Genomic DNA, 26,310 nt, shown 5'->3' on the forward strand with positions numbered 1-26,310 from the left:
AAAATAAAAAACAGGAGATAATTATATGAAAAGAGTATTGTTTTTATTATTATTAATAGTGATTATCAGTTGTGGAAAGAAAGAAGAAAAAATAGAGACTGCTTCCAATGATATTAAAGTAGAACAAAACGTACAGAATGAACAATCGTCTGAAAATAAAGAAAGTGATAAGACTGTTTCAGAAACATCAGAGGAAATCGAAATTATAAAATTTACAACTGATGGAAAAACTCATTTTGATAAAATAGTAGGGCATAAATTTTCTTATCCTGATTCCTATGATGAATTTGAAATAACAAAGGAAAAAGACGGTTATTATATAACAACATATAATTATGGTGAAGAAGGAGAAAAAGAAGAACCTGAAATCAATAAAATAAAAATGGAAGTATATAAAAATATTTATTTGAAAGCTCCGGACAGTTATTATTATGCTTATGATACAAAACATGGAAAAGTAGCAGTCATTGACCCTGAGGATATATCAAAAGTAAGACATTTTGCAGAACTTGAAAAATAATAAATGTAAAAAAATAACAATATCAAAACGGTAATCCGGATGTCGGATATAAGAAATGATAAATTTAGATATAAAGAATTCCTGTTTCAGAAAATTAGATTATGATACAGGAGTCTTTTATTAGTTTTTTATTCGATATAAAAAATATGATAAAAAATCGAAAGAAAAACAGTTTTAAATTATAAAATTGTAAATCTTCAAATATATAAGATATTTAAATTTGAGTATTTAAAAGAACCAACTGAGGTTCTTTTTATTTTTCAGGAATAAGTTTTTTATAAAAAGAGAAAATATGATATAATATGAGGAAATTAAATGAAATATTCTTTTGTGAGATTGATATAAAATTTCAGGAATTTCAAGATTTTGGAGAATGATACTGATTTTATGGGATTGTTACAAAATATTAAAAAAATTAATTTTTTAAGAGGGATATTTGAAAAATAATATAGAATAAGAGGAAAATAAAAGTGATATAAAATGCTTATAAAAATAGAAATAGATAAAAAAAATATAGAGAAAAATTTGATAAAAATAAGAAAAATAAATGACAATATAATTTGTGTTTTGAAAGATGATGCTTACGGATTAGGAATAGAAAACATACTACCCGTACTTATAGAAAATAATTGCAGATATTTTGCGGCAGCATATATATCGGAAGCATTTAAAATCAGAAGACTAATAGAAAAAGATTATCCTGATATATTGGGAGAAATTTCTATTATGACATTGAATTATATTGAAGAAAGTGAAATAAAAAAGGTTTTAAAAAATGATATTGAAATAACAATTTTTAATTTTAAACAGCTTGAAAAGTATATTGAGGCTTTAAAAAGATTTGATATTCTGAAAAATAATAAAAAAAACAGTAATATCATAAAAAAGAATGATAATTTCGAAGATACCGAAGTTGTCGGAAATAATATTGAAAAAAATAATAAATTAAAAATACATATAAAACTTAATACAGGAATGAATAGATTAGGCTTTGATGAAGAAGAAATAGAAAAATTGATAAAAATATTAGAAGAAAATCCAAATTTAGATATTATTTCGGTTTATTCCCATATTTTTAATGTGGAAAATGAAAAAGAAACCGAAAATCAAATAACTAAATATGACAGGGTTGTATCATTATTTGATAAAAATAAGATAAAATATAGATTTAAACATATTCAGGCAAGTCCGTTATTATTTAAATATGGGAAAAAATACAACTATGATTTTGTAAGAACAGGTATGGCAATGTACGGAATGGAGCCGTTATTTGAAAGCTCAGGATTATACAATGCGGTAAAAGTGGTTTCAAAAGTTATAAATATAAGAAAAATAAAAAGAGGAGAAAAGATTTCTTACGGAAATAAAAATACGCTGAAAGAAAATAAAACTGTGGCAGTAATTCCTGTAGGATATGCCCATGGTTTACAAAAACAGATTGAAACCAAAGAGTCTTATGTACTTGTTCACGGTGAAAAAGCCAAAATTTTAGGGGAAATATGTATGGATATGATCATAGTTGACATAACTCATATTAAAAATGTACAGATTGATGATGAAGCCGTAATTATAGGAAAACAGGGAAAAGAAGAAATTACACTTCTGAAAATGTCTGAATGGGCTGAAACAATACAGGATGATGTACTTACAAAGTGGGATAAAGAAATAAAGAGAGTATTAATCTGATTTCAGAAAATTTAAGAATTGAAGAATTAAAATTTTTAGAATAAAGTGGTATAATATTATAATAATTTTAAGTATAATAATTTAAAAATAAAAAATTAGGAGAAAATAATGAACAAAGTTGTATTAATAATGGCAGGCGGGAGCGGAACAAGATTTTGGCCATTATCAACAAATGAAAGACCGAAACAGTTTCTGGATTTAGTGTCTGAAAAAACAATGATAAGGGAAACAGTGGACAGAGTTGTAAAATTAATTCCTGCTGAAAAAATATTTATTTCGACAAATATTTTCTATCTGGATATTATAAAAAAAGAGTTGCCGGAAATACCTGAAAAAAATATAATTTTTGAACCTATGGCGAGGGATACCGCAGCTTGTATCGGTTATGCGGCACTGATAATACAGAAAATATATAATGATAGTGTAATGGCAGTATTGCCGTCCGATCACCTCATAAAAAAAGAGAAGGAGTTTCTGGAAAGTCTTGAATTTGCTTTTGAAAAAGCAGAAAAAGACGTTATTGTAACATTGGGAATAAAACCGTCTTATCCTGAAACGGGATACGGATATATTGAGTATATCAAAAATAAAAATTCTGACAAAGAATCTGATGAAAAGTTTGAAATATATAAAGTGAAAAGTTTCAGAGAAAAACCTAATAAAGAGATTGCTGAAAAATATATAGAAAAGGGAAATTATCTCTGGAACAGCGGAATGTTCATATGGAAAACGGAATTTATCCTGAATGAGATAAAGAAATATATGGATTCTCATAAACTGATTTTGGAAAAAATGGAAGAAATGATAAACAAAATAGATTTAAATGAATTTTATGGTAAAAAATTAAGCGATTATATAAGGGAAGAATTTGAAAAATTTGAAAAAATATCAATAGATTTTGGAGTAATGGAACATACAAAATCAGTCCTTGTAATACCTGTAGACATAGACTGGAATGATGTAGGAAGTTTTAAATCCTTAGAGGACGTATTCCCAAAAGATAAAAATAATAATATTATTCAATCTGAAAAATTTGAAGAAATAGACTCTGAAGGAAATATTATAATAAATAAGGAACATAATAAAATTATAGCAACAATAGGACTTGAAGATATTGTAATAGTAAACACTGAAAATGCGTTACTCGTATGTCATAAAGAAAAAAGTCAGGAAATAAAAAAAATATTGGGGAAAATTGAAAAGTATAATAATTAAATGTAACAAAAAATATAATATTTAGTTTGAGTTACTTGTTTTAAGTTACTTGTAAAGATTTATCGCTATTTTTATAAATTTTAAGAAATGGAAGATAATTCGGGTCATAATGTATTGAGGAGGATGTAAAATTGGAATTTGATATTTTAAAGGAAGCAAAAAATACTTTTGATATAGAAATCTCTGAACTTGAAAAAGTGAAGAATAAATTGAATGAAAATTTTGAAAAACTTGCAAATATGATAAAAGATTTGGAAAACACTCGTAATAAAGTTATCGTTACCGGAATAGGAAAGTCGGGAATTATAGGAAAAAAAATAGCAGCTACCCTTGCTTCTACAGGAACATCATCTATTTTTATAAATGCAGCGGAAGCACTACACGGAGATTTGGGAATGATTTCTAAAGGAGATGTAGTCATCGCTATTTCCAATAGTGGAAGTTCTGACGAAGTACTGAGTATTATGACACCGATAAAAAAAATAGGGGCTAAAATTGTTGCTTTTACGGGAAATGAATATTCAGCATTGGCAAAACATTCGGAAATTATTATAAATATAGGAGTGGAAAAAGAAGCAAACGATTTGGGAACGGCTCCTATGAGTTCTACGACGGCTACTCTCGTAATGGGAGATGCTCTTGCATCAGTTCTTATGAAAATGAAAGGTTTTGCTGAAAATGATTTTGCAAAATATCATCCCGGAGGAAGCCTTGGAAAAAGACTTCTTTTGACAGTATCGGATTTAATGCATACGGGCGAAGAACTACCTGTATTATCTCCTGATGAAGATATTGAAAAGGTTCTTCTTGTCCTTACGAAGAAAAAAATGGGGGCAGTATGTATTTCGGATACAGGAGAAGAGAACGGGAAATTGATAGGCATTATAACAGAAGGAGATATAAGACGGGCTCTCGTCAATAAGGAAAAGTTTTTTTCATATAAAGCCAAAGATATTATGATTTCCTCTCCGATTTCTATTGGGAAAAATGCAATGGCAATGGAAGCCTTAAACCTTATGGAAAATAGAAAAAGCCAGATAAGTGTGCTTCCTGTTATAGAAAATGATGATGTAGTCGGAATAATAAGGCTGCACGATTTGATAGGATTGAGATAACGGAAAGAATAGAGAAAGGGAATATTATCTGAATGAATAATAAAAATTTATTAAAAGGGACAATGGTTTACTCCATGATGAATGTAATAACGAAAATGGGGTCATTTATATTTTTGCCGATAATAACGAGATTACTGACACAGGAGGAATTCGGAATTGTAGGAACATTAAATCCTATAAGCTCATTATTTGTAGTGATTTTAGGTCTGGGATTATATAATGCTCAGATGAAAAAATATGTAGACTTAAAAGATAATGAAGATGAATTTGGAAGTTATATGTTTTCATCGACTTTAATTATAATAATTTTTAATATATTGATGTATATATTTTTATTTACTCCTTTGGCAAAAAAACTGTTTTCTTATATTGTTGATCTGAGTACAATAAGTTATAGCCCTTTAATAATAATAAGTGTTATGATAGCCACTATGAATGCTTTTAATACTCTTTCTACGACTCTTTTCAGAATGAAAAGAATGTATATGAAAGTAGCCATAGGAAGTGTAGTAAGTCTTTTTACTACGTATATTCTGACAATTTATTTTATAAAATATTTTAAATGGGGAGTATTTGGAAATCAGTTTGCTAATTTAATAGCACTGTCGATAGTGTTCCTATATTATTTCAAAGATTATTTCGGGAAATTTAGACTTAAACTGAATTTTGATTATATGAAATATTCTTTGAAAAACGGTTTGCCGTTAATATTTATAGAACTGACGGACCAAGTAGTAAATTTAAGCGACAGGCTTGTCATTGCAAAATTTGTATCTCTTGCTGCGGTAGGCGGATATACGCTGGCATTTAACGGAGGAAGAGTTTTATCCGTTGTTACCGGCTCTTTTATAAACAGCTGGACACCCGAATTTTATGAAGCAATGAAAGAAGATAAATCAAATCCTAAAATTACAGGAAGTGTAGAAAATTTTATAGGAATTATTTCTTTTGTCTGTGTCTTAGCACAGTTGTTTGCTCCCGAGGGAATAAAGCTCATATTTCCTGCAAGTTATTACAAAGCGATAAATTATATGGCTCTTATCCTTGCGGGAATTGTATTGCAGGCATTATTCTGTCTTGATTATTTTTTTCATTTTCATGAGGACAGTATTTATATAACTTATTTTTCGGTATTTGCAATGATATTTAATTTAACGGGAAATCTTATTTTTATACCGAAATTTCCAGAAATAGGTCCTATTATCGCGGCGTGGACGACATTACTTGCATATCTGTTCAGGACAATAATGGAAATGACAATAATAAAGAAAAAATATAAAATATCTTTTAATTATAAAAAATTGATTATGTATCTGATTCTTATAGTAAATCCTGTAATATTTTATCTGTCCAATGATAAGATTTCGTGGGCAAAATTCGGATTAAAAATAATATATCTGGTAATAGTTACAAAATTAATAGTAAACAAAGAAGTTTATGCTAAAATAGTTAATGTTGCAAACGGAATAAAAGGGAAGATTAAGAAATAGTAATAAGTGAAAGGAACGGTCAAAATGAAATTCACTGTATTCACTCCTACTTTTAACAGAAAAAATTTATTGGAAAAATTGTATAAATCTCTTCAAAATCAAACTTTTAAAGATTTTGAATGGCTTATAGTTGATGACGGGTCTACCGACGGAACTGATGAAAAAGTAAAAGAGTTTATAAATGAAAATAAGCTGAACATAAGATATTTCTATACAGAAAATGGCGGAAAACAGAGAGCATATAATTTTGCTGTTCAGAAAGCAGAGGGGGAGTTGTTTATATGTCTTGATTCTGATGACGAATATATAAATAAAGGACTCGAAGTAATTCTTAAATATTGGGAACAGTTTAGATATATACAGATGATTGATATATCTGAAAATAATGATATAGAAATTCTTAGAAATTTAAAAGAAGAGTATAATGACGGAGAAAATTTTTCTGTAAAAGAAGAAAAGACTTTTGAAGAAATAGTGAAATCGGAAAAAAGAGATGAAATATTAGAAAATTTTGAATATGGAATAGCAGGAATGGGATATTTATCAACATATCCCGACGGAAAAGTTATAGGTACCGTTTTTCCTGAAAATGAAATGATTTCCACACAATTTGATATTTATAATAAATATGGGGTCAAAGGTGATAAAGGGCTGATGTTTCGGACTGAAATTTTAAAAAAGTATCCGTTTCCTGTTTTTGACGGAGAAAAATTTATTACGGAAGCTGTTGTTTATAACAGAATTTGTCAGAAATATAAAATGCTTTTTATAAATGAAAAAATCGAAATAAAAGAATATCAGAAAGACGGTCTGACTTCAAAATATAATAATTTATTATTGAAAAATCCGAAAGGGCAGGCACTTTATCATAATGAGAGAAATAAATATAAAATGTCATTTAAAAATAGAATTTTAAATAATGCGGTTTATTATAAATTCTGTAAAGTTGCGGGATACAGTTTTTCTAAAATTTATGGCGAATGCTATGATAAATTAAGTTTGCTTGCAGCATTGCCTGTAGGAATGTATATGTGGCAAAAAGTCAAAAAAATAAAGAAATCAGGTAAGAGAAATCAAATAATAGAAGCAAAATAACAATAAAGAAGATGATAAATTTAAATATATTTTTAAAAAAGGAAATAAAAAAACTGAAATAAATAAATATATCATTGAAAAGAAAATAGAAAAAATTAAGATAAAAGTTGAAATAAAATTTAAAGATAAATTTGAAGAAACGGAATTTACTATGAAAAAAGATAGGATATTGTTTTTAGTTTTACATATTTTTATTATGTTTTCTGTATTGTTTCTGAAATCGGCGATTGTTTTTCAGAATGATGTGGAAGAAATGAAATTTATAGAATATTTGCTTATGGGAGTATATGTTTATACTTTTTTTACTGCAAAAATATATTCTGACTGGCTGAATTCCTATATGATTTTCCTTTATACACTGTTTTTATTTAATTTTACAAGAATATTTTTAGATATAGCAGGTTATAAGGAATTTGGCTGGGCTACAAAATTCGCAAATTATTATTTTTTCTATGATGTGAGAATAGAGATAATAAATGTGTTTTTATTGGTTCTGCTTTTTACACATTTAGGTTTTTTTATCGGAATAATGAATGAAACTGAAAGTGAAATAAAGAGTCGTGTAACTCTGGAAAGCAGAAAAATATACACTGATTTTGGAATGTTTTTATTTATAATTGCACTACCTGCGTTGGCTTATAAAATGTTTATTCAGCTTAAAATCATATTGCAGGCAGGATACGAGGCTTATTATACAGGAATATTGAAAGGTGTGGATTATCCTTTTTTTACAAAAGGTTCAGGAACGATAATGACAATAGGCTTTCTTATATTTTTAATATCAATCCCTTCCAAAAAAAAGTTTTTGACAGTTTCTTCATTATATCTAATGGTAAAATTGTTGGACTCTTTTAAAGGGGCAAGAGCGATATTTCTGACACAGCTTTTATTTATAATGTGGTATTATGCAAAAGTATACGGCGTAAAAATCAAAGCTAAAACAATGGCTAAACTGATAGGATTTACTGTACTGTTTTCTCAGATACTCGTTTCAGTGAGAAGTAAAAAAGTATTTTCCCTTGATTTAATAAATACTGTATATAATTTTTTATTTTCTCAGGGAGTGAGCTACCTTGTGTTAGGATATACTATAGATTTTAAGTCGGAAATAGTTGGTCAGGGACCTTATCCGTATATATTTCAGGGGATATTTGGATTTAAACCCCAATCTTTGGACACTCTCGTTATGACTAATTCCATTGCGGATAAATTGACTTATTTATTAAATCCTGTGGCTTATTTGAAAGGGGAAGGAATAGGGTCAAATTATATAGCCGAAATGTATGATTTGGGATATATTTGGATTATTATTATTTCTGTATTATTAGGTTTTATGATAATAAAATATGAAAAATATGTAGTGAAAAATAGATTTTTATTACTTACAAGTTACTATTTCATACCGAATTTATTTTATATACCGAGGGGATCATTTTTTGGAGAAGCCCTTATAAAAAATATGGCTATGTTGATAGGAGTATATATATTCATATTCGGATTTGACTATATGTACAGGAAAATAGAGGAGAAATACAATGATAGAAAAGAAAATTTATTACGTCTGGATAGGTAATGCCAAAAAACCTGATATATTTTATAAATGTCTGAAATCATGGCAGAAAAATCTTCCTGATTTTGAAATAATTGAAATAAATGAAAAAAACTTTGACATACAGGTTCATTTGGAGAAAAACAGATTTTTTAGGGAATGTTATAAAAGAAAACTGTGGGCATATATGTCTGACTATATGAGAGTTCATTATATGTATGAGAATTCAGGAATATACCTTGATACTGATATGGAAATAATAAAAGATATTTCCCCTCTCATAGAAAATGAAAATATAAAGTTTTTTATAGGATATGAGGATAAAAAACATATAAGTGTAGGAATATTCGGTACAGACAGACATAATGAAGTATTGAAAGATATAATAGAATTTTATGAAAAAGAAATATGGGAAAAACCCCTATGGACAATTCCTAAAATATTTACTTATATATTTGAAAAAAAATACGGACTGACTGATAAAAGAGAAAATTCATTAAAGGAAGGAGAAATAACAATATATCCAAAAGAATATTTTTATCCTTATGGCTTTAAAGAAAAATTTTCCGAGAAATGTATAACGGAAAATACATATGGAATACACTGGTGGAATGATAGCTGGACAAGTTTAAAAGCAAGATTATTTTTAGAAACAAAACATCTGTCAGGGCTTTCGAAGTTGATAAAAAAAATAAGAATAACTGCAAGATATTATATTAAAGAAAGAAGGATTAAATTTTAACAAATTTTAAGAGGTAGTAAAAATGATAAGAACAAAAAATTTAATAAGGATATTGTTATTTACAGTTATAACATTGACAGTAAGTGCAAAAGAGTTTAGAATGATGACTTATAATATATATGGAGGGAGGCTTGCAAACGGTACTAAAATAGGTCAGAGTATAAAAAGATATAAGCCGGATTTTATAGCATTGCAGGAAGTAGATAGATATACAAACAGAAGTAACTTGAGAGATATAGCGAAAGATATAGCTGATGAAATGGGTTATAATTATTATTATTTTCAGAAATCAAGGGATTATGATTCGGGAGAATTCGGTATAGCTTATGTATCCAAATATCCTGTGGAAAAAGTGCAAACTTATGAATTGCCGTCCATAGGGATAGAAAAAAGACAGGTAATAGCTGCAAAAATTGATAAATCTGCATTTGGAAAGTCGATAACATTTATAAATACTCATCTTGATTATAAACAGGAAGCAAAAAATGAGGAATTGAATGCTCTTCTTATAATGTCGGAAATTGTCGACGGAGACATAAAATTTTTAGGTGGAGATTTGAATATGCTTCCTACAACCGAATATTACAAACAGATAACTCAGAACTGGAAAGACTCCTATATAGATGGAGATAAGGCAAAAGTGAGAAAAAATGATGATCCGAGAATAGATTATATTTTAGGAGATACTTCAAATAACTGGAAAATAAAAGAGAGCTTTTTTATAAACGACAATACACAGGACTGGACTAAAATTAGCGACCATTTACCTTATATGATGATAGTAGATATAAAATGATTTGAATCTAATTTAAAATATTGAAATAAAATATTGAAATAAGACAGAAGTATAATTATAATCATGTTTTTATGATACAAAATAATTAAAAATAAAAAAATTGACGAATTGTCAATTTTTTTTATAGCCTAAATTATACTTAAATCCTTATAAATAAAGGCTTTGAATATCAAAATCGGGAAATTTGACAATTATGGGGTTGGTGTTATAGAATACCTGTGTAAGATAAATTAGCTAATGGTAATTTAAATAATAACTTTCTAAATTTATATTTAAAACACAAGTTTTTATTAAATATTTATCAATAATAATTTTATAAATTTATAATACTCAAAAAGCGCTGATTTATAAAAAATTATTGATAATTAAAACTATAGTTTTTAAATTAGGAAGTGAGGGGGAGAGGAGGAAAAAATCGAAAAATATAATAATTTAATAGGATAAGTAAAATTGATTTAAGAAAAAAATGAAAAAGAATACAGTAATAAAATTAAAATAATAAAAATAATAAGGAGAAATATTATGGCTGAAAAGATGGAAGATTTGATGAATTTAAATAATCAGAAGAAAGATTTGTCAGTAGAAAATAAAAGAAAAGAGATATTAAAAAATGCTTATGAAATATATAATAGAAAGCCTAGACCAAAATATGTATGGGGTGCAGTTGGACCCAATTATTATGATTGTTCAGGATTTACACAGAATGTTTTTAAAAAATCAGGAATTAATATTAAAAGAGTATCAGATGATCAATCTAAAATGGTAGGAAAATTAAATAAAAATGTGAAAGAATTGAAACCGGGAGATTTAGTTTTTTATGGAAATAGCAAAAAAGTAACACATGTGGCTATATATATAGGAAATAACCAAGTTATAGAATCAGGTGGAGGAGGTCCTAAAAATGATGAACCTAAAAAAGCAGGAGAAGGTATCAGAATTAGAAATATTAATAGTAGAAAAGATTTTAGAGGAGGCATTTCTCTTGAAGAATTAATGACTAAAAATAAAATGAAAGATAAAAATACTACAAAAAATAAACCAACTATATCCAAAAGCTCTTCAACTTCTGAAAACACACTTACAGGAGCGGATAATCAGTCAGTAAAATCCGATGCAGAAAGATTGGAGAAATTCTATAAATATATTTTTGATGTAGAAGGTGGATACTCAAATCACAAAAATGATAATGGGGGAGCAACAAAATATGGAATTATAGAAAAAGAAGCCAGAAAACATGGATATACAGGAGATATGCGTGATTTCCCTAAAGAAATGGCAAAAGATATTTATAAAAAAGATTATTATTTGAAAAACAGACTAAATGAAGTAAAAGATGACAGAGTGGCATTATCAGTATTTGACTGGGCAGTTAATGGAGGGTCTTCACGTGCAGTTAAAGAAGTACAAAAAGTATTGAATGAAATGAACGGTAATAATGATTTAGCAGTGGACGGTATAATTGGGAAATATACTTTAGCAGCATTAAACGGTGCTGACCCTGAAAAATTATTGAAAGCTTATCAACAGGCACAAAGTAATTTTTATGACGGTATAGTGAAAAGAAATCCGAGCCAAAAAGTTTTCCTGAAAGGTTGGCATAATAGATTAGCTAAAAGAGAAAACTTTATAAAAACTGAATTGGCACCTTCAACAAGAAAAAATCTTTCAGAAGTAAAAAATGAATTTTCTTCCCAAGCAAAAACAGAAACAAATCAGAAAAAAATGGGAAACAATATACAAAAACAAAGATAATACGGAGATAAAAGAAACAAGAAGATTATACAAAGAGCAAAATGAGGGGAGTAACCAAAGGGGGAAAAATGAATATATTTGGTAAAGATACTTTTGATATTTTTTTACTTGATTTAGGTGCGAAACAGATAAAAAAGGAAAGTGGTTTTTTCTCAAGTTTAGAAAAATCAATATTGAGTGGTCTTATAAATGCTCTCAGTAATCTAATTTTAAATAGTAAAATGTTTAATAAAATTATTGGCAGTATATTTGGGGGTAAGATAATTGAGAAAGAAACTAAGGAATTTCGGGAAAAAGGAATAATATTAACGGTACTTGAAATGATAGCTGATTTTCTTGTTTCCGATAGTCCTCAAAAATTGGAAAGATTAATAGATATAGTTATAAGTTATATGGATAATGATAAGAAAAGAGCAGTAAAAGAAAATGAAAATACTGTAAAAATTTTTACAACAAAGGAAAAAATCCGATATAATATCTAAAATCTTTAAAAGAGACTGACTTATAATTTAGGGGGAAATTATAAAGCAGTCTCTTTTTAGTATATTTTAAAAAACTTTGGTATTATTTTTTATCCTGTATATTTTTTCTATTATTGTAATCTTCTTCTATTTCTTTTTTCCATGTATCTTTTAATTCATTACCTGAACGTATTTCCATAATGGCTTCATTTAAAACTTCATAATTCTTTTTAGTTCCTTTGCTGTCCGATTTATAATTTGCAGCTCTTGAAGGTTCTATCCCAAAACTTTTTGCTGTTCCGATAGCATCGATATTTGCTCCTAAAAATAAAAATTCCCATTTTTCATTTCTTTTCTGAGTTTCAATCATATTTTTTACTGCTGCTGCTGAGTATTCTCTGCTTGAATTTTCCATTCCGTCGGTAATTATAATAAATAAAACCTTTTTTGCCTTTTCTTTCTTGTCAAATCTGCTCTGATTGGCTTTAACTTGGGAAATTGTTTTTCCTATGGCATCTAAGAGAGCTGTGTTTCCTCTTACATAATATTCTGCTTCAGTTATTGGTTTTACTTTGGAAATAGGAATTCTGTTATGGAGTAATTCGTATTGGTCATCAAATAAGACTGTAGTTACGTAGATTTCTCCTTTTTCTTCTTTCTTCTGTTTGTTCAACATTGAATTATAACCGCCAATAGTATCTGTTTCCAGCCCTCCCATGGAGCCGCTTCTGTCCATTATGAATATAAGCTCCATACTTTCTCCTTTATTTGTTTTTGAGGGTGTCGCTGAAAAGCAGAATATACTTAATAAAATAAAAAGTCCCAAAAAAATCTTTTTCATAATAAACCTCCTATAAAATTTTACATAATTTTTTATATCTAATAGAAGTATATACGATAAAAATGAAAATAAAATGAAAAAATAATCTTTATTTGTAATTTTTATTAAATTCGGAGTTAAATTTACAATCTGATTATATAGAAAATAATAGTGTTTTATGCTATTTTATGTTATAATAAAAAAGAATATTTATTTATAAATTTGAATTATTTACAGTGAAACCAGATATAAAAAACTGAAAGACAGTAATAATTAACCTTAAAAGGAGTGGTCTTAGTGAAAGTTTCATTAATAATGCCTACAATAAATGTTACCGAGGAACTTGATTTGTTTCTGAAAAGCCTGACTGAGCAAATATATAAAAATTTTGAATTAATAGTTATTGATCAAAATGCAGGAAACGAAGCTTTTGAAATCGTAAAAAAATATGAAGATGATTTTGAAATAAAATATATAAAAAGTGAGCAGTCAGGATTGAGTTTAAACAGAAACAAGGGCCTTATCATGATGGACGGAGATATTGCAGGATTTCCCGATGATGATTGTGAATACAGAGCCGATACTCTTGAAAAAGTTGTTACATTTTTTAAAGAAAATAAAGATAAAAGAATATATTCATGTAGAACTCTCGAAAGAGATAAGGACTACGGAACGGGAGTAATGCTTGAAAATGATGTGGAACTTTCGATTGATAATATCGACTCAACTGTCAAATCAATTACTTTTTTTGTGAATTATTCCCTTGAAGACATAACTTTATTTGATGAAAATTTGGGAGTAGGGGCATATTTTGGAAGTGGGGAGGAAACGGACTATGTCCTGACTCTTCTGCATAAAGGATTTAAAGGAAATTATTTTGCAAATGATATAATCTATCATCCTGCTAAAAAAGGTAACTATGATGATTTGGAAAAAGCCTATAAATATGCTTTGGGATATGGTGCATTAGTAAAAAAAGAAGTAAAATGCAGAAAAAATTTTTTCTATATATTCAAATTTTGGAAAAGACTGTTCAGAAGTTTAGGCGGAATAATAATTACTAAAAATAGAAGATACCATAGAATTGTTTTAAAAGGAAGATTAAGGGGATATTTCAGATATAAATGTCAGGAATAATTATAAATAATAAATAGCAAACAAATAAAAATAGAAAGGAAAGAGTTTCTCATATAAGATGAAAAAGGTAAAAAAATACTCTGATCATAAATTACATATATTTATCATTTTTATAAAACTAATAAAAACAGTATTTTTAAATTTTTAAAATATATTATATTTATGTTAGTGAAATTATTTTTGACTTATGGGATACTTTCAAAGCAATGGATAAAATAAAATGTCTTGTAAATATGATATTGGCATATCTGCTGTATCCTTTTACAAAAAATAAATTTAGAAATAGAAGAATATGGTTGATAGGGGGAAATGCGGGAGAACTGTATGTAGATAATGGACGGGCAATGTATGAATATTTAAGGACAAAAAAAGAGATAGAAACATTCTGGATAGTAAATAAAAATGCTCCCGTTTTTAATCAGATACCCGGGAATAAGCTGATTAAGGGAAGTATGGAAAGTTATCTTTATTTTATGAATTCGGAAGTTGTACTGTTTTCCCATTCACTTTCAGCGGATATAGTACCTTATTTATTTGCAGTGCCTATTATAAACTGTTTTCATTATAAACCGATAAAAGTATTTTTAAATCATGGGACAGTAGGCTTTAAAGTAAGAATGGCGATGAACAGGAAGACTGAAAAAATTGCTGAAAGACTTGTACGTTCTTATGATATAAATATTTGCGACTCCGAATATGAAAAAATAATAAAAAGAGATAAATGGTGGAATATTGATGAAAAAAAGATATTCATAACGGGTTATCCGAGATATGATAAACTTTACGAAGCCGAAATTAAAGAAAAAGAAATATTGTTTATGCCTACATGGAGAAATTGGATAAAATCTGAAAACTTGAAAATAGAGGATACAGAATATTTTAAAAATATAATAGGACTTTTAACAGATGAAAAATTAAATGATTTTCTTAAAAAACAAGGAATAATTTTAAATTTATATATACATCAGCTTATGCATGACTATTTGGGAAACTTTGGAAATATAGGATTGGGAGAAAATGTAAAACTTTTACCCAAAGATGCTGAAATAACAAAGGAACTGATGAAAGCTAAAATACTTATAACCGATTATTCAAGTGTGGCGTATGATTTTTATTATCTCAACAAACCGATTATATTTTTCCAGTTTGATAAAGAGGAATATATGAGTAAAGTCGGTTCTTATGTGGATTTGGATAATGAATTGTTTGGAAAAGGGGCATATACGGTGGATGAATGTGTCAAGGACATAATTGAAATTTCAGATAATAACTTTAAATATGATGAACAGACAGAGAAAAAGTCAGAAAATTTGAAAGAGAAATTCTTAAAATATACTGATAAAGATAACTGTAAGAGAGTATACGAACTGATTACAGAAAAAATCGGAGAAAAAAATGATAAAAGATAAAGTATCAATAATAATACCTATGTATAATGCTGAAAAATATATCAGTCAGACTGTAAAATCAGTAATAGCACAGACTTATAAAAATTGGGAATTACTTATAATAAATGATAATTCTAAAGATGACAGCTATAAAATTGTAAGAGAATTATCCGAAAAAGATGACAGGATAAAAGTTATAAATTCAGAAAAAAATATAGGTGTCGTAAATGGAAGAAACAAACTCATCACTATTGCGGACGGTCAGTATATTGCCTTTTTAGATGCTGATGATTATTGGACTGAAAATAAACTTGAAAGACAAATAGCTTTCATGAAAGAAAAAAATGCTGCGATAAGCTGTACCGAATATACAAGAATTAGCGAAGAAGGAAAACCTATAAATGAAATAAAGATAAAAGAGGAAATTTTATATAATGATTTGTTGAAAAATAATTATTTGGGTTGTTTGACGGTTATTTTAGATAGCGAAAAACTGGGAAAAAGATTTTTTAAACAGAGAAATAAAAATGAGGATTACGTACTGTGGCTGGAAATAATAAAAGAAACAGGCAAAATATATGGGCTAAAAGAAAATCTGGCTTTTTACAGAGTTTTGAATAATTCGAGGTCAAGTAATAAAATAGATGCTGCAAAAGTGAGATGGGAAATATACAGAAAAGTTGAAAAACTTTCCTTTTTTAAAGCATTATATTATTTTATAAATTATGCAATTATTGCTTTAAAAAAGACTAAATAAGGAAAAGGAGTGTATCTATGGAAGAAAAAACAGGAAATTATGAAAAATTCTACAATCTGGATATTTTGAAAAGCATAGCGGTTACATTAGTAATAATGATACATGTAGTTTCCGGCGAGCTTGATTTATTTGGAAAAGGCATCTCAATGAAAAATTGGATGATAGCAAATATCCTTGATACATTAAGTAGAATGTGTGTTCCCCTGTTTGTAATGGTCAGCGGTTATCTACTTTTAAGAAAAGATGAACCCGTTGGAATATTTTTTAAGAAGAGATTTATAAGGATAATACCCAAATTTCTGATTTACAGTATGATTTATTATGTTTTCAAAGTCTCTTTTTTACATAAGCCGTATCCTATCAATGAAAATTTTTTGACATTACTTCTTAAAGGAAATATATTTTATCATTTCTGGTATATTTATATGATTTTGGGGCTATATACAATAACTCCATTTTTGAGAAGAGTGGTAAGAGATATTCATAAAAGTTATATAATATATTTTATATACATATGGACAGGTTTTATGGTCATTATTCCTTTTTTTGAATTTATATTTAAAACAAAATTTATGATATACAGCCCTTTAGGTCAATATATAGGATATTTTTTAATCGGTTACCTGATAGCTGAAAAACCTCCTAAAATAAATAAAATAATATTGTTTTCAGGATATTTGATTTTTTTCGGAATAAGTGTATGGGTAACATATTTCTATACTGTAAAGGAAGGAAAATTTATAGATTTTTTCTATAATTATCATTCAATAGCAGTATTTTTGCAGTCGGTTTTATTTTTTACATTGATAATGAAATTTACTCATAGTGATGAAAAAGCTAAAGAACCTGAAATTATTTATCCGGTAAGAAGATTTGTGTCAACTTTATCAGTGATAACACTGGATGTTTATTTGATACATCCGATGATTATTTCATATTTTCAGGATAAAATAGAAATAAAATCAAAAATGAATTATCCTGTGTATATAATTTTAATGTTTATCTTGGCAATGGGAATTTCATATTCAGTAGGATTTATAATACTAAAAATATCGAAATTAAGACTTAATTTAACGGAGAGAAAGTTTTAGTATAAATGGATTTTGGTATAATTTAGTAAAAAAGAAAGAATAATAATAAATATAACAATATATGATAAAATAATATATGAAGATATATAAAGTTAATATATGAATTAGTAAAAATAGCATATGAATATATAACTGATATGTAAAAATACATAATACAATATGTGAAAATAAAACAATATATAATTAATTGAAAGGGAAAGAAAAATGGCGGCAAGCGGTGTTAGGAGAAATTTTTCCTATTTATTTGGATTTTTAACGGTTGGAATGTATTTCTTAGGATTATTTCTTATAAATAGAGGATTAGGTTTTAGGAATGCTCTAATAATAGTTATAGCTTTGATAGCTTATTATATAGCTAATGTTTATAATATAGCTGTTGGAAGATACAGATTAAGAGATATGGCAACGGTAATAGGGATAAATTCCATACTTATGTTTATTACGACTTTTGCGAAAATGTTCAGTTTAAATGAAGGGATTATATTATTTGGAACTATTTCGATATTTCAGATTGTATTCAGATATGTAGTCATAATGGGGATAGTGGAAAAACAGAAAATACTGTTTATAGGAGAGAACGACTACACGGAAGATTTGCTGGAAAGTATAAAAAATGATGAGCAATATAAATTCATAGGTTCAATCAAAGAAGATAATAAAGATATAAAAAAGAAAATACTGAAAATATGCGATGTAAGAAAACCCGATATAATTGTTGACTTTATGGAAAATCTATTAGTGGATCCTAAATTTGTAGATAAACTTCTTCAATATAAGCTGGCAGGATTACAATATTACAATTATTTGGAATTTTATGAGGCTTATGAAAATAAATTGCCTATTTCTCATTTAAGTCCTAAATGGTTCCTTGAAAATACAGGATTTGAAATATATCATAATAACTTTAATCTAAAAGCTAAAAGATTACTTGACCTGTTGTTTGCCTTTCTTATAGGAGTATGCGTAGCACCGATAATGGTAGTAGCGGCAATAATAGTAAAACTCGAATCGAGAGGTCCGATTTTCTTTATTCAGGAAAGAATTGGAGAAGGAAATAAAAAGTTTAATATAGTAAAATTTCGTTCAATGACAACTGATGCGGAAAAAGACGGGCCGAAATGGGCAACTAAAAATGACAATAGAGTTACAAAGTTTGGGAAGATAATGAGACTTACGAGAATAGATGAACTTCCTCAATTATGGAATGTATTAAGAGGAGAAATGAGCTTCGTAGGTCCAAGACCTGAAAGAGAATTTTTTATAGAACAGTTGGAAAAGGAAATTCCTTATTATAATTTAAGACATACTGTAAAACCGGGACTAACAGGCTGGGCACAGGTCATGTATCCTTATGGAGCGAGTGTGGAAGACGCTTATAGAAAGCTGCAATATGATTTATATTATATAAAACATCACGATATACTGTTTGATCTAAAAGTATTGTTAAAAACTGTAACTATAGTAATATTTGGAAAAGGAAGGTAAAAAAATGCAAGGGGAAAAAATACTGATAACAGGAGGAGCCGGATTTATAGGTTCCCATATAGCTGAAAGATTTGATAAAGAAAACTATGAGATAATCATAGTGGATAATCTCATAGGAGGAAAGAAAGAAAATATTTCCTGTTTAAAAAATATTAAGTTTTATGAAGTTGATATTCGTAACAGGGAAAATCTGGAAAGAATTTTTGAAGAAAACAAAGGAATAAGCTATGTATTTCATGAAGCAGCACAAGTAAGCGTGTCTGTATCCGTAGAAAATGTTCATTATGATGCTGATGAAAATATACTTGGGCTGATAAATGTTCTTGATATGTGTAAGAAATACGGTGTGAAAAAATTACTGTTTGCAAGTACGGCAGCCGCATATGGAATACCTGAAATGAGTGTATCGAAAGAAAGCTCGAAAATAGCACCTCTTTCACCTTACGGTTTGACAAAAGTTTTTGGAGAACATTATATAAGGATGTACCATGATTTATTTGGACTGGATTATGTGATATTCAGATATTCCAATGTGTATGGCCCAAGACAGAGTGCTCATGGAGAAGCGGGAGTAGTTTCCATATTTAACGACAGAATAAGAGCCGATAAGGATGTTTTTATAGACGGAGACGGAGAACAGACAAGGGATTTCATATATGTAAAAGATGTTGCCAATGCAAATTATATTTGTGCAGTAGAAAATGTAGTGAATACAACTCTTAACGTGTCAACAAATGACAAGACATCTATAAATGAACTGTTTAATTATATGAAAAAATATTTGGGATATAAAAAAGAAGCAAATTATAGAGAGCCGAGAAAAGGAGATATAAAAGATTCAAGATTGGATAATACATTATTGAAAGAGAGCACTTCGTGGGATTATAAATATTCTCTAAAAGAAGGATTGAAAGAATATGCAGAGTATGAGGGGAATTCCATTTAGATTTAAAAAATAAAATATAAAGAAACAAAAGCAACAAAAATTGGAGGAAAAATAATGCACTTAAAGGCATTAGAACTTGCAGGATTTAAGTCATTTGCTGATAAAACCGTAGTAGAATTTAACAGAGGTATAACTTCCATAGTGGGTCCAAACGGAAGTGGAAAAAGTAATATTTTAGATGCAATTTTGTGGGTTCTGGGAGAACAGAGCTACAAAAATATAAGGGCTAAAGAAAGCTCCGATGTTATTTTTTCGGGAGGTAAAAATAAAAAGGCAAAATCAATGGCTGAAGTCAGTCTTATCATCGAAAATGAGGACAGATATCTGGATATAGATTTTTCGGAAATAAAAATTACAAGAAGAATATACAAAAATGGAGAAAATGAATATTTTATAAATAACAGAAAAGCAAGACTGAAAGACATAAATAATCTTTTTATGGATACAGGTATCGGAAAACAGGCTTATTCGATAATAGGGCAAGGAAGAGTTGAAAGAATAATAGGCTCTAATCCGAGGGAATTGAAAGAAATCATAGAAGAAGCAGCAGGCGTAAAAAGAGCCAAAGTTGAAAAAGAAGAATCCGAAAAAAAATTAAAAGAAGTAAAAAACGAAATAGAAAAAATTACTTATGTGGAAAAAGATTTGGAAACAAGGGTAAGACATCTAAAAGATGAGGGAATGAAAGCAAGATTATTTAAAACGTATACTGAAAAAATTGATGTTCATAAACTTATGATTTTGGAATATAATATAAATGAGAAAGAAAATACAAAAGAAAAATATACAGCTGAAAAAGAAAATCTGAAAAATATTATTGACGGAATTCAGAAAGATTTCAATCTGAAACAAGGTGAACTTCAGGAATCCAATAAGAAAAGGGAAAGAGCTTATGAAGAACTGGAAAATGAAAAAAATAAAAATTTTGGAATATTCAAAGAAATAGAAAGTCTGAAAAATGAATACTCTGATTTAAAAAACGGATATTCCAATCTTGAAACGGAAGCTAATGAGAAACAAAAGAGAAAAACGGCTTTGGAAAAAGATATAAGTGAAAAATCTGAAATATTAAATAATTCAAAAATAGAATTGGATAAAATAATTCAGGATTTATCAGAAAAAGAAAAAGAGAAAAAAAGTGCCGATGAAAGAGTAGAAAGACTTAAAAATAAAAGAGATGCTATTATTTCAGCTATAAAAGAGAAAAATCAGGAAAATCATAATTTGGAAGTCGACAAATTCAGAGCTGTAAATGAAAATGAGGATTTGGAAAAAAGAATAAATACGGCTGAAAATATAAGTAAAAGACTCATAAATGAGAAAGAAACGGCAGAAAAAGAGTTTAACGGGATTAATGATAAAAAAGAAGAATTTGAAAAAAAGAAAATTGAAAAAGAAAATGAAAAAAATTTGAAAGAAAATGAAATAGAAAATATAAATATTGGAATAGAAACTTTACAGAAAAGATATGCACAATTGAATAAAGAGAAAAATGAACTGAATTATAAATACGAAAACTTAAATGCAAAAAAAAGAGCGAATATTAATATTATAGAAAAAAATGAAACATTTGCAAAAAGTATAAAATATATATTGAATGAAAGTTTTGACGGAGTAGTAGGAGCCTTTGTAAATCTCATAGATATTCCTACAGGATTTGAAGAAGCTATTCAGACATTGTCAGGAGGCTCATTTCAGGACATAGTAGTAAAAAATACCGATATTGCGAAGAAGTGCATAGAGATTTTGAAAGAGAAAAAAATTGGAAGAGCTTCGTTTTTACCTGTCGACGGAGTGAAAGTTTTTAAGATAATGAATGAGTTTCCTAAAAAAGACGGAGTAGTAGATTTTGCAAGAAACATTGTGAAATATGATAAGAGCATTGAAAAGATAATTCAGTTTGTTTATGGAAATTCATTAGTTGTTAAAAATCTTGAAGTAGGAACACAGCTTCTGAAAGAGGGATACAATGATAGGATAGCTACTCTCGAAGGAGATATAATAACTGCCAGAGGAAGAATGACAGGAGGACATTCCGTAAGAGGAAAGGATGAACTTCTTGAAAGAAAAAAGGAATTGAATACGATTATTGAAAATATGTCAGGAATAGAGAAAGAGCTGGAAAGAATAACTTCAGATATAGAAAAAACTAATGAGCGGGTGAAACAGGGAGAAATAAAGAAACAGGAAAAAGATACTGAATATAAGGAAATTAGTGATAAATATAAGGAGTTTTTGGAAGAATATGAAAGTTTTACATCAAGCTTTAATAAGAAAAAAAGGGAAATAGAAACTCTAAATTATGAGATAAATGAAAATGAAGCTTCCATAAATACGAGAAAACAGAAAATATTGGAAAATAAGGAAATCATAAAAAAATCTGAAGAAGATATAGTGAAAAATAATATCAAACTTCAGGAATTAAACAGTGAACTTGAAAAATCCGAAGATTTGACAGAACATTTAAATGAGCTGAATAAAATTGATAAAGAATATGAGATACTCAAGGTCAGAACTGAAAATAATCAGAGCAGATACAGTGAAATAGAAAAGGATTATCAGAAGCTTCTGAGTGAACAGAAAGAATTAACGGAATTTGAAAAGAAAAGAGATAATTTAAAAGAAGAATTTGAAAAAAAGATTTCAGAAAAAAAAGAAGAAATTCAGAGAAAGAATAATGAAAATGAAAATCTGAACCAGCTAATAAAAAAACATGAAACAGATATAAAAAATTATGAAAATTCTGAAAGAGAGCTAATAAATGAAATAAAAGATATAGAAGTAAAAATGGTAGAGAAAAAAAATGAATATGAAAAGTCTGCGGAAGTTCTTGTAAAAACTGAAAAAGATTTGGAATATTTTAATCTTGAGCTTCAAAATATTGAAAATCCCAATGTGAAAGATAATACCGAATATAAAAAAATTGAGAATGATCTTGAATTACAGACTGTGAAGAGAAAACTGTCAATGAATGAGAAAAGCCGAATGGAAATAGGAAGTGTAAATCTTGCGGCAATAGACGAATACGAAAGGGAAAATGCAAGATACAATGAACTGACGGATCAGAAAAGGGATTTGACTGAAAGCAGAGAGTCTCTTTTAACCTTGATAAGAGATATTGAGAGTGAAATAGTAGAAAAATTTTCTATCGCATTTGAAGAGATTAATAAAAATTTTGAATATATGTGTAAGACTATATTAAACGGTGCAAAAGGAGTTATAAGGCTTCTTGATTCTGAAAATTTACTTGAAACCGGACTGGAACTTAGTGTAAAATATAAAAATAAACCTGAACAAACTTTACTGTTATTGTCAGGAGGAGAAAAGTCAATGTTGGCAGTTTCATTTATAATGGCGATATTTATGTTTAAACCAAGTCCGTTTACGTTTTTTGATGAGATAGAAGCGGCACTGGATGAGGAAAATACTAAAAAAATTGTAAAACTGTTAAACAGATTTATTGAGAAATCACAATTTATATTAATAACACATAATAAGGAAACCATGAAAGGTTCTCATAGATTATACGGGGTAACAATGAACAAGGAAATAGGGGAATCAAGATTGATTTCTGTAGATGTATAAAATAAACGGGAGGAGAAAAATGTTAAAAAAAGTATTATTAATTATGACTGTTATTATATTATCAATTATAGGAAAGGCTGAGGAAATCAATGTTTCCAAAATAGCAGAGGACTACCCTTATAAAGATAATGCAATAATGTCAACGGTTTTAGGGACGCCGAGTGAACAATGGTATAAATTTAAAAAGACTAAAGGCCCAAAAGTAAAAAAATTTAAGGCAAATAAAAGTATCCCTGCGATATTAAGACAATGGAGTGAGTATGATTATGGAGTTTGGAAACAAAGTAAGGAAGCTCCTTTGATGATACTTATTTCAGGAACAGGTTCATTGTATAATAGCGGTCTGTCGATGTATCTGGCAAATCTGTTTTATGAAAGAGGATATAATGTCATAGCATTCAGCTCTACTACCACAATGCCGTATATTGTAAGTCAGAGTAAAAATAATTATGCAGGATATGTAAAAGATGAGGTCTCTCATTTATATGAATTAATGTCCAGAGCAATAACGATAGAAAAAAGTTCAGGAATGAAAATAGATAAAGCATATATTGGTGGCTACAGTTTAGGAGGGTTTCAATCTTTACTAATTCACGAATTGGACAGTAAAAAGAAAAAAATAGGAATAGAGAAATCACTTTTATTGAATACTCCTGTGAGCATTCTGACTGCGACACAGCAACTGGATAAATATTTAGTAAAAAACGGTATTTATGATGCAAGAAGTTTGGAAAAATTCTTTGACAAAATATTTAGTAGAATGATAAATGACAAATCAATGGAATTAAAAGACTTGGATTTTTCAAATCTTAATGCTGCTTTAGGAAGATTGCAGTTGACTGACAGTGATTTTGAAGCATTTACGGGATTATTATTTAGATTTTATTCAGCTAATATGACTTTTGCAGGGGAAGTTTTCAGTGGTAGAAATGCCGTTGGAAGATTATCGGATAAGAAAGTGTATAAAAGATTTGATTCGGTAACAAAAGAATTTCACGAGGGATTATCAGTGTCATTTGATGAATATTCCAAGGAAATATTATACCCGTATTTAAAAAAATATAAATATCCTGATTTGACAATGGAGCAGTTTATAAAAGATTTCAGTTTAGATAACAGTCGTGATTTTATTGCAAATAACAGTGATAAGATAGTATTTATAACTTCTGCAAATGATATACTGACAAGTGCCGAAGAATTAAAATATATAGAAGAACACTTTACAAATAGAGTGATTATACCTTTCGGAGGACATACAGGAATATTGTGGCATAGAGATGTAGCTGAACTAATGGTAAATAAAATGGAGGAAAATTAATATGATAAATAAAAAGAATAGATTATTGATAATAGGTGCTGTACTTGCTTTATCAGCGAGTCTTGAAGCTGCAAAACCTGAAGTTTTGAAGCCGTATACCGAAGAAAATAATACTTTAATGGAAATGGTTGAAAATGAAACAAATGATAATACTTTTGTTCAGTTTGTTGACGGAGATGTTATTGATGAACCGGGTAAAAGTGTAGATAAAGTCAAAAAGAATAATTTTGGTATCAGCAGTAAGAAATCTAAAGATAAAAATAAAGAATATGCAGGAAATTATATGTTGTTTGATAAGGACGAATATGGAATTATAGCAAGTAATATTGATGTTTTAGATGAAAATTACATTATTTCCGATAAAGTATTTGACTTTATGAATGTTGATGATTCTTGGGAGCCTTTCAACAGAAGAATGTATGCGTTTAACGTCCAGCTTGACAGAAAAGTACTTTATCCTGTCTCGAGAGTATATAAAGCAGTTGTTCCTCAACCTATAAGAAAGGGAATAGCAAATTTTTATAATAATTTCAAGGAAATACCGACTATAGTAAATTCATTATTACAGCTAAATCCTAAGAAAGCTTTGAATGCTTTAGGAAGATTTACAGTAAATTCTACGGTCGGATTGCTGGGAACGGCTGATGTAGCTTCAAAAATAGGACTTAAACAGGACTGGGAAACATTCGGAGATACATTGGGACGATACGGTGTAGGAGCAGGTTCATATATTGTATTGCCAATGTTGGGACCAAGTACTGTAAGGGATACATTGGGAAGTATACCCGATACGGTAATGGAAAGTGCTGCAAGAAGAGTAGCTGAAAGGGAGCTGTTTTTTGAAACAGGTGTTTTTGATAAAAATGTATATGGATTTACAAGACCTGTAGTAACAGGATTAAATGCCAGATCTTTAGTTGATTTCAGATACGGAGATTTAAATTCTCCTTTTGAATATGATTTGGTGAAAGCCGTATTTTATAATTATAGAAAATTGAAAGTTGCTAAATAATTTTTCAGAGAAAATATGAAATTGCCAATAAGAATGTTTGAAATTACTGCGAAAATATTAAAAAGAAAGTAGAAAATCAGGTAATCATTTTAATTGGAAGAGAATTGAAAGAGAAATTGCTTGAAATAATAAATGAAAATTAAAATAAAAAATACAATAAATCAGACTGGATATTTTCAGTCTTTTTTAGTATAATATTATATGTAAAAATTTTTATCTTATATTAGAAAAATATTTTAGATAATTTGTCGTAAAGTATCGAAATCACTGAAAATTATTGAAAACAAAAAAGAAATTAATAAATATGTTTGTAGAAAGACATTCATCACAAAATCACAAGATATGATAAA

The 26,310-nt window shown here is 28.4% G+C and carries 21 protein-coding genes; 20 read left to right on the forward strand and 1 reads right to left on the reverse strand.

What is annotated here, in order from left to right:
• The first annotated feature begins 25 nt into the window (after positions 1 to 25).
• From ACO5J6_RS02240 to ACO5J6_RS02290, 11 genes are all read left to right on the forward strand, one after another.
• Positions 26 to 520 carry a hypothetical protein gene (locus ACO5J6_RS02240; RefSeq protein ID WP_485641773.1) on the forward strand — a complete coding sequence of 165 codons (495 nt, stop codon included), beginning with the start codon at positions 26 to 28 and terminating at the stop codon, positions 518 to 520.
• A 480-nt stretch (positions 521 to 1,000) separates the two neighbouring features.
• Positions 1,001 to 2,206, forward strand: a complete 1,206-nt coding sequence (gene alr / locus ACO5J6_RS02245) for an alanine racemase (RefSeq protein ID WP_485641775.1) — start codon at positions 1,001 to 1,003, stop codon at positions 2,204 to 2,206.
• Positions 2,207 to 2,314: 108 nt separating this feature from the next.
• Complete coding sequence (locus tag ACO5J6_RS02250; protein WP_485641777.1) at positions 2,315 to 3,421, forward strand: mannose-1-phosphate guanylyltransferase; 1,107 nt, start codon at positions 2,315 to 2,317, stop codon at positions 3,419 to 3,421.
• A gap of 131 nt (positions 3,422 to 3,552) precedes the next feature.
• Complete coding sequence (locus ACO5J6_RS02255; protein WP_485641779.1) at positions 3,553 to 4,536, forward strand: KpsF/GutQ family sugar-phosphate isomerase; 984 nt, start codon at positions 3,553 to 3,555, stop codon at positions 4,534 to 4,536.
• Positions 4,537 to 4,568: 32 nt separating this feature from the next.
• On the forward strand, positions 4,569 to 6,026 hold the full coding sequence (locus ACO5J6_RS02260; protein WP_485641781.1) for a lipopolysaccharide biosynthesis protein: 1,458 nt from the start codon (positions 4,569 to 4,571) through the stop codon (positions 6,024 to 6,026).
• Between the two features lie 24 nt (positions 6,027 to 6,050).
• On the forward strand, positions 6,051 to 7,121 hold the full coding sequence (locus ACO5J6_RS02265) for a glycosyltransferase family 2 protein (RefSeq protein WP_485641783.1): 1,071 nt from the start codon (positions 6,051 to 6,053) through the stop codon (positions 7,119 to 7,121).
• Between the two features lie 151 nt (positions 7,122 to 7,272).
• Positions 7,273 to 8,694, forward strand: coding sequence for an O-antigen polysaccharide polymerase Wzy (wzy, locus tag ACO5J6_RS02270; RefSeq protein ID WP_485641785.1), 1,422 nt, complete (start codon positions 7,273 to 7,275; stop codon positions 8,692 to 8,694).
• Complete coding sequence (locus ACO5J6_RS02275; RefSeq protein ID WP_485641787.1) at positions 8,657 to 9,412, forward strand: glycosyltransferase; 756 nt, start codon at positions 8,657 to 8,659, stop codon at positions 9,410 to 9,412. Before wzy ends, ACO5J6_RS02275 begins: the two co-directional genes overlap by 38 nt.
• A gap of 22 nt (positions 9,413 to 9,434) precedes the next feature.
• The gene (locus ACO5J6_RS02280) at positions 9,435 to 10,208 is read left to right on the forward strand and encodes an endonuclease/exonuclease/phosphatase family protein (RefSeq protein ID WP_485641788.1); all 774 of its coding nucleotides are present in this window, start codon (positions 9,435 to 9,437) and stop codon (positions 10,206 to 10,208) included.
• A 522-nt stretch (positions 10,209 to 10,730) separates the two neighbouring features.
• On the forward strand, positions 10,731 to 11,960 hold the full coding sequence (locus ACO5J6_RS02285; RefSeq protein WP_485641789.1) for a glycosyl hydrolase 108 family protein: 1,230 nt from the start codon (positions 10,731 to 10,733) through the stop codon (positions 11,958 to 11,960).
• A gap of 68 nt (positions 11,961 to 12,028) precedes the next feature.
• Complete coding sequence (locus ACO5J6_RS02290) at positions 12,029 to 12,442, forward strand: hypothetical protein (RefSeq protein WP_485641790.1); 414 nt, start codon at positions 12,029 to 12,031, stop codon at positions 12,440 to 12,442.
• 82 nt (positions 12,443 to 12,524) lie between these two features.
• Here ACO5J6_RS02290 and ACO5J6_RS02295 read toward each other — a convergent pair whose 3' ends face one another.
• Positions 12,525 to 13,262, reverse strand: a complete 738-nt coding sequence (locus ACO5J6_RS02295) for a vWA domain-containing protein (RefSeq protein ID WP_485641791.1) — start codon at positions 13,260 to 13,262, stop codon at positions 12,525 to 12,527.
• 276 nt (positions 13,263 to 13,538) lie between these two features.
• Between ACO5J6_RS02295 and ACO5J6_RS02300 the strand changes: the two genes are divergently transcribed.
• The 9 genes from ACO5J6_RS02300 (at position 13,539) to ACO5J6_RS02340 (ending at position 25,960) form a co-directional block, all read left to right on the forward strand.
• Complete coding sequence (locus ACO5J6_RS02300; protein ID WP_485641793.1) at positions 13,539 to 14,378, forward strand: glycosyltransferase family 2 protein; 840 nt, start codon at positions 13,539 to 13,541, stop codon at positions 14,376 to 14,378.
• Positions 14,379 to 14,584: 206 nt separating this feature from the next.
• Positions 14,585 to 15,787: a CDP-glycerol glycerophosphotransferase family protein gene (locus ACO5J6_RS02305; RefSeq protein WP_485641795.1), complete on the forward strand. Its 1,203-nt coding sequence runs from the start codon at positions 14,585 to 14,587 to the stop codon at positions 15,785 to 15,787.
• Positions 15,774 to 16,523 (forward strand): glycosyltransferase family 2 protein, encoded by a 750-nt coding sequence (locus ACO5J6_RS02310; RefSeq protein WP_485641796.1) that lies wholly within the window; start codon positions 15,774 to 15,776, stop codon positions 16,521 to 16,523. Before ACO5J6_RS02305 ends, ACO5J6_RS02310 begins: the two co-directional genes overlap by 14 nt.
• Positions 16,524 to 16,540: 17 nt before the next feature.
• The gene (locus ACO5J6_RS02315; RefSeq protein ID WP_485641798.1) at positions 16,541 to 17,614 is read left to right on the forward strand and encodes an acyltransferase; all 1,074 of its coding nucleotides are present in this window, start codon (positions 16,541 to 16,543) and stop codon (positions 17,612 to 17,614) included.
• Between the two features lie 204 nt (positions 17,615 to 17,818).
• Entirely contained in the window at positions 17,819 to 19,099 is a 1,281-nt protein-coding gene (locus ACO5J6_RS02320) for an exopolysaccharide biosynthesis polyprenyl glycosylphosphotransferase (RefSeq protein ID WP_485641800.1), read from the forward strand.
• Between the two features lie 4 nt (positions 19,100 to 19,103).
• Entirely contained in the window at positions 19,104 to 20,045 is a 942-nt protein-coding gene (locus ACO5J6_RS02325) for an NAD-dependent epimerase/dehydratase family protein (RefSeq protein WP_485641801.1), read from the forward strand.
• 54 nt (positions 20,046 to 20,099) lie between these two features.
• Positions 20,100 to 23,630 carry a chromosome segregation protein SMC gene (smc, locus tag ACO5J6_RS02330; protein ID WP_485641803.1) on the forward strand — a complete coding sequence of 1,177 codons (3,531 nt, stop codon included), beginning with the start codon at positions 20,100 to 20,102 and terminating at the stop codon, positions 23,628 to 23,630.
• A gap of 19 nt (positions 23,631 to 23,649) precedes the next feature.
• Positions 23,650 to 24,948 (forward strand): alpha/beta hydrolase, encoded by a 1,299-nt coding sequence (locus ACO5J6_RS02335; protein ID WP_485641804.1) that lies wholly within the window; start codon positions 23,650 to 23,652, stop codon positions 24,946 to 24,948.
• 1 nt (position 24,949) lies between these two features.
• Positions 24,950 to 25,960: an MlaA family lipoprotein gene (locus ACO5J6_RS02340; protein ID WP_485641806.1), complete on the forward strand. Its 1,011-nt coding sequence runs from the start codon at positions 24,950 to 24,952 to the stop codon at positions 25,958 to 25,960.
• Positions 25,961 to 26,310 lie beyond the last annotated feature (350 nt).

Source organism: Pseudoleptotrichia sp. (assembly GCF_057270515.1).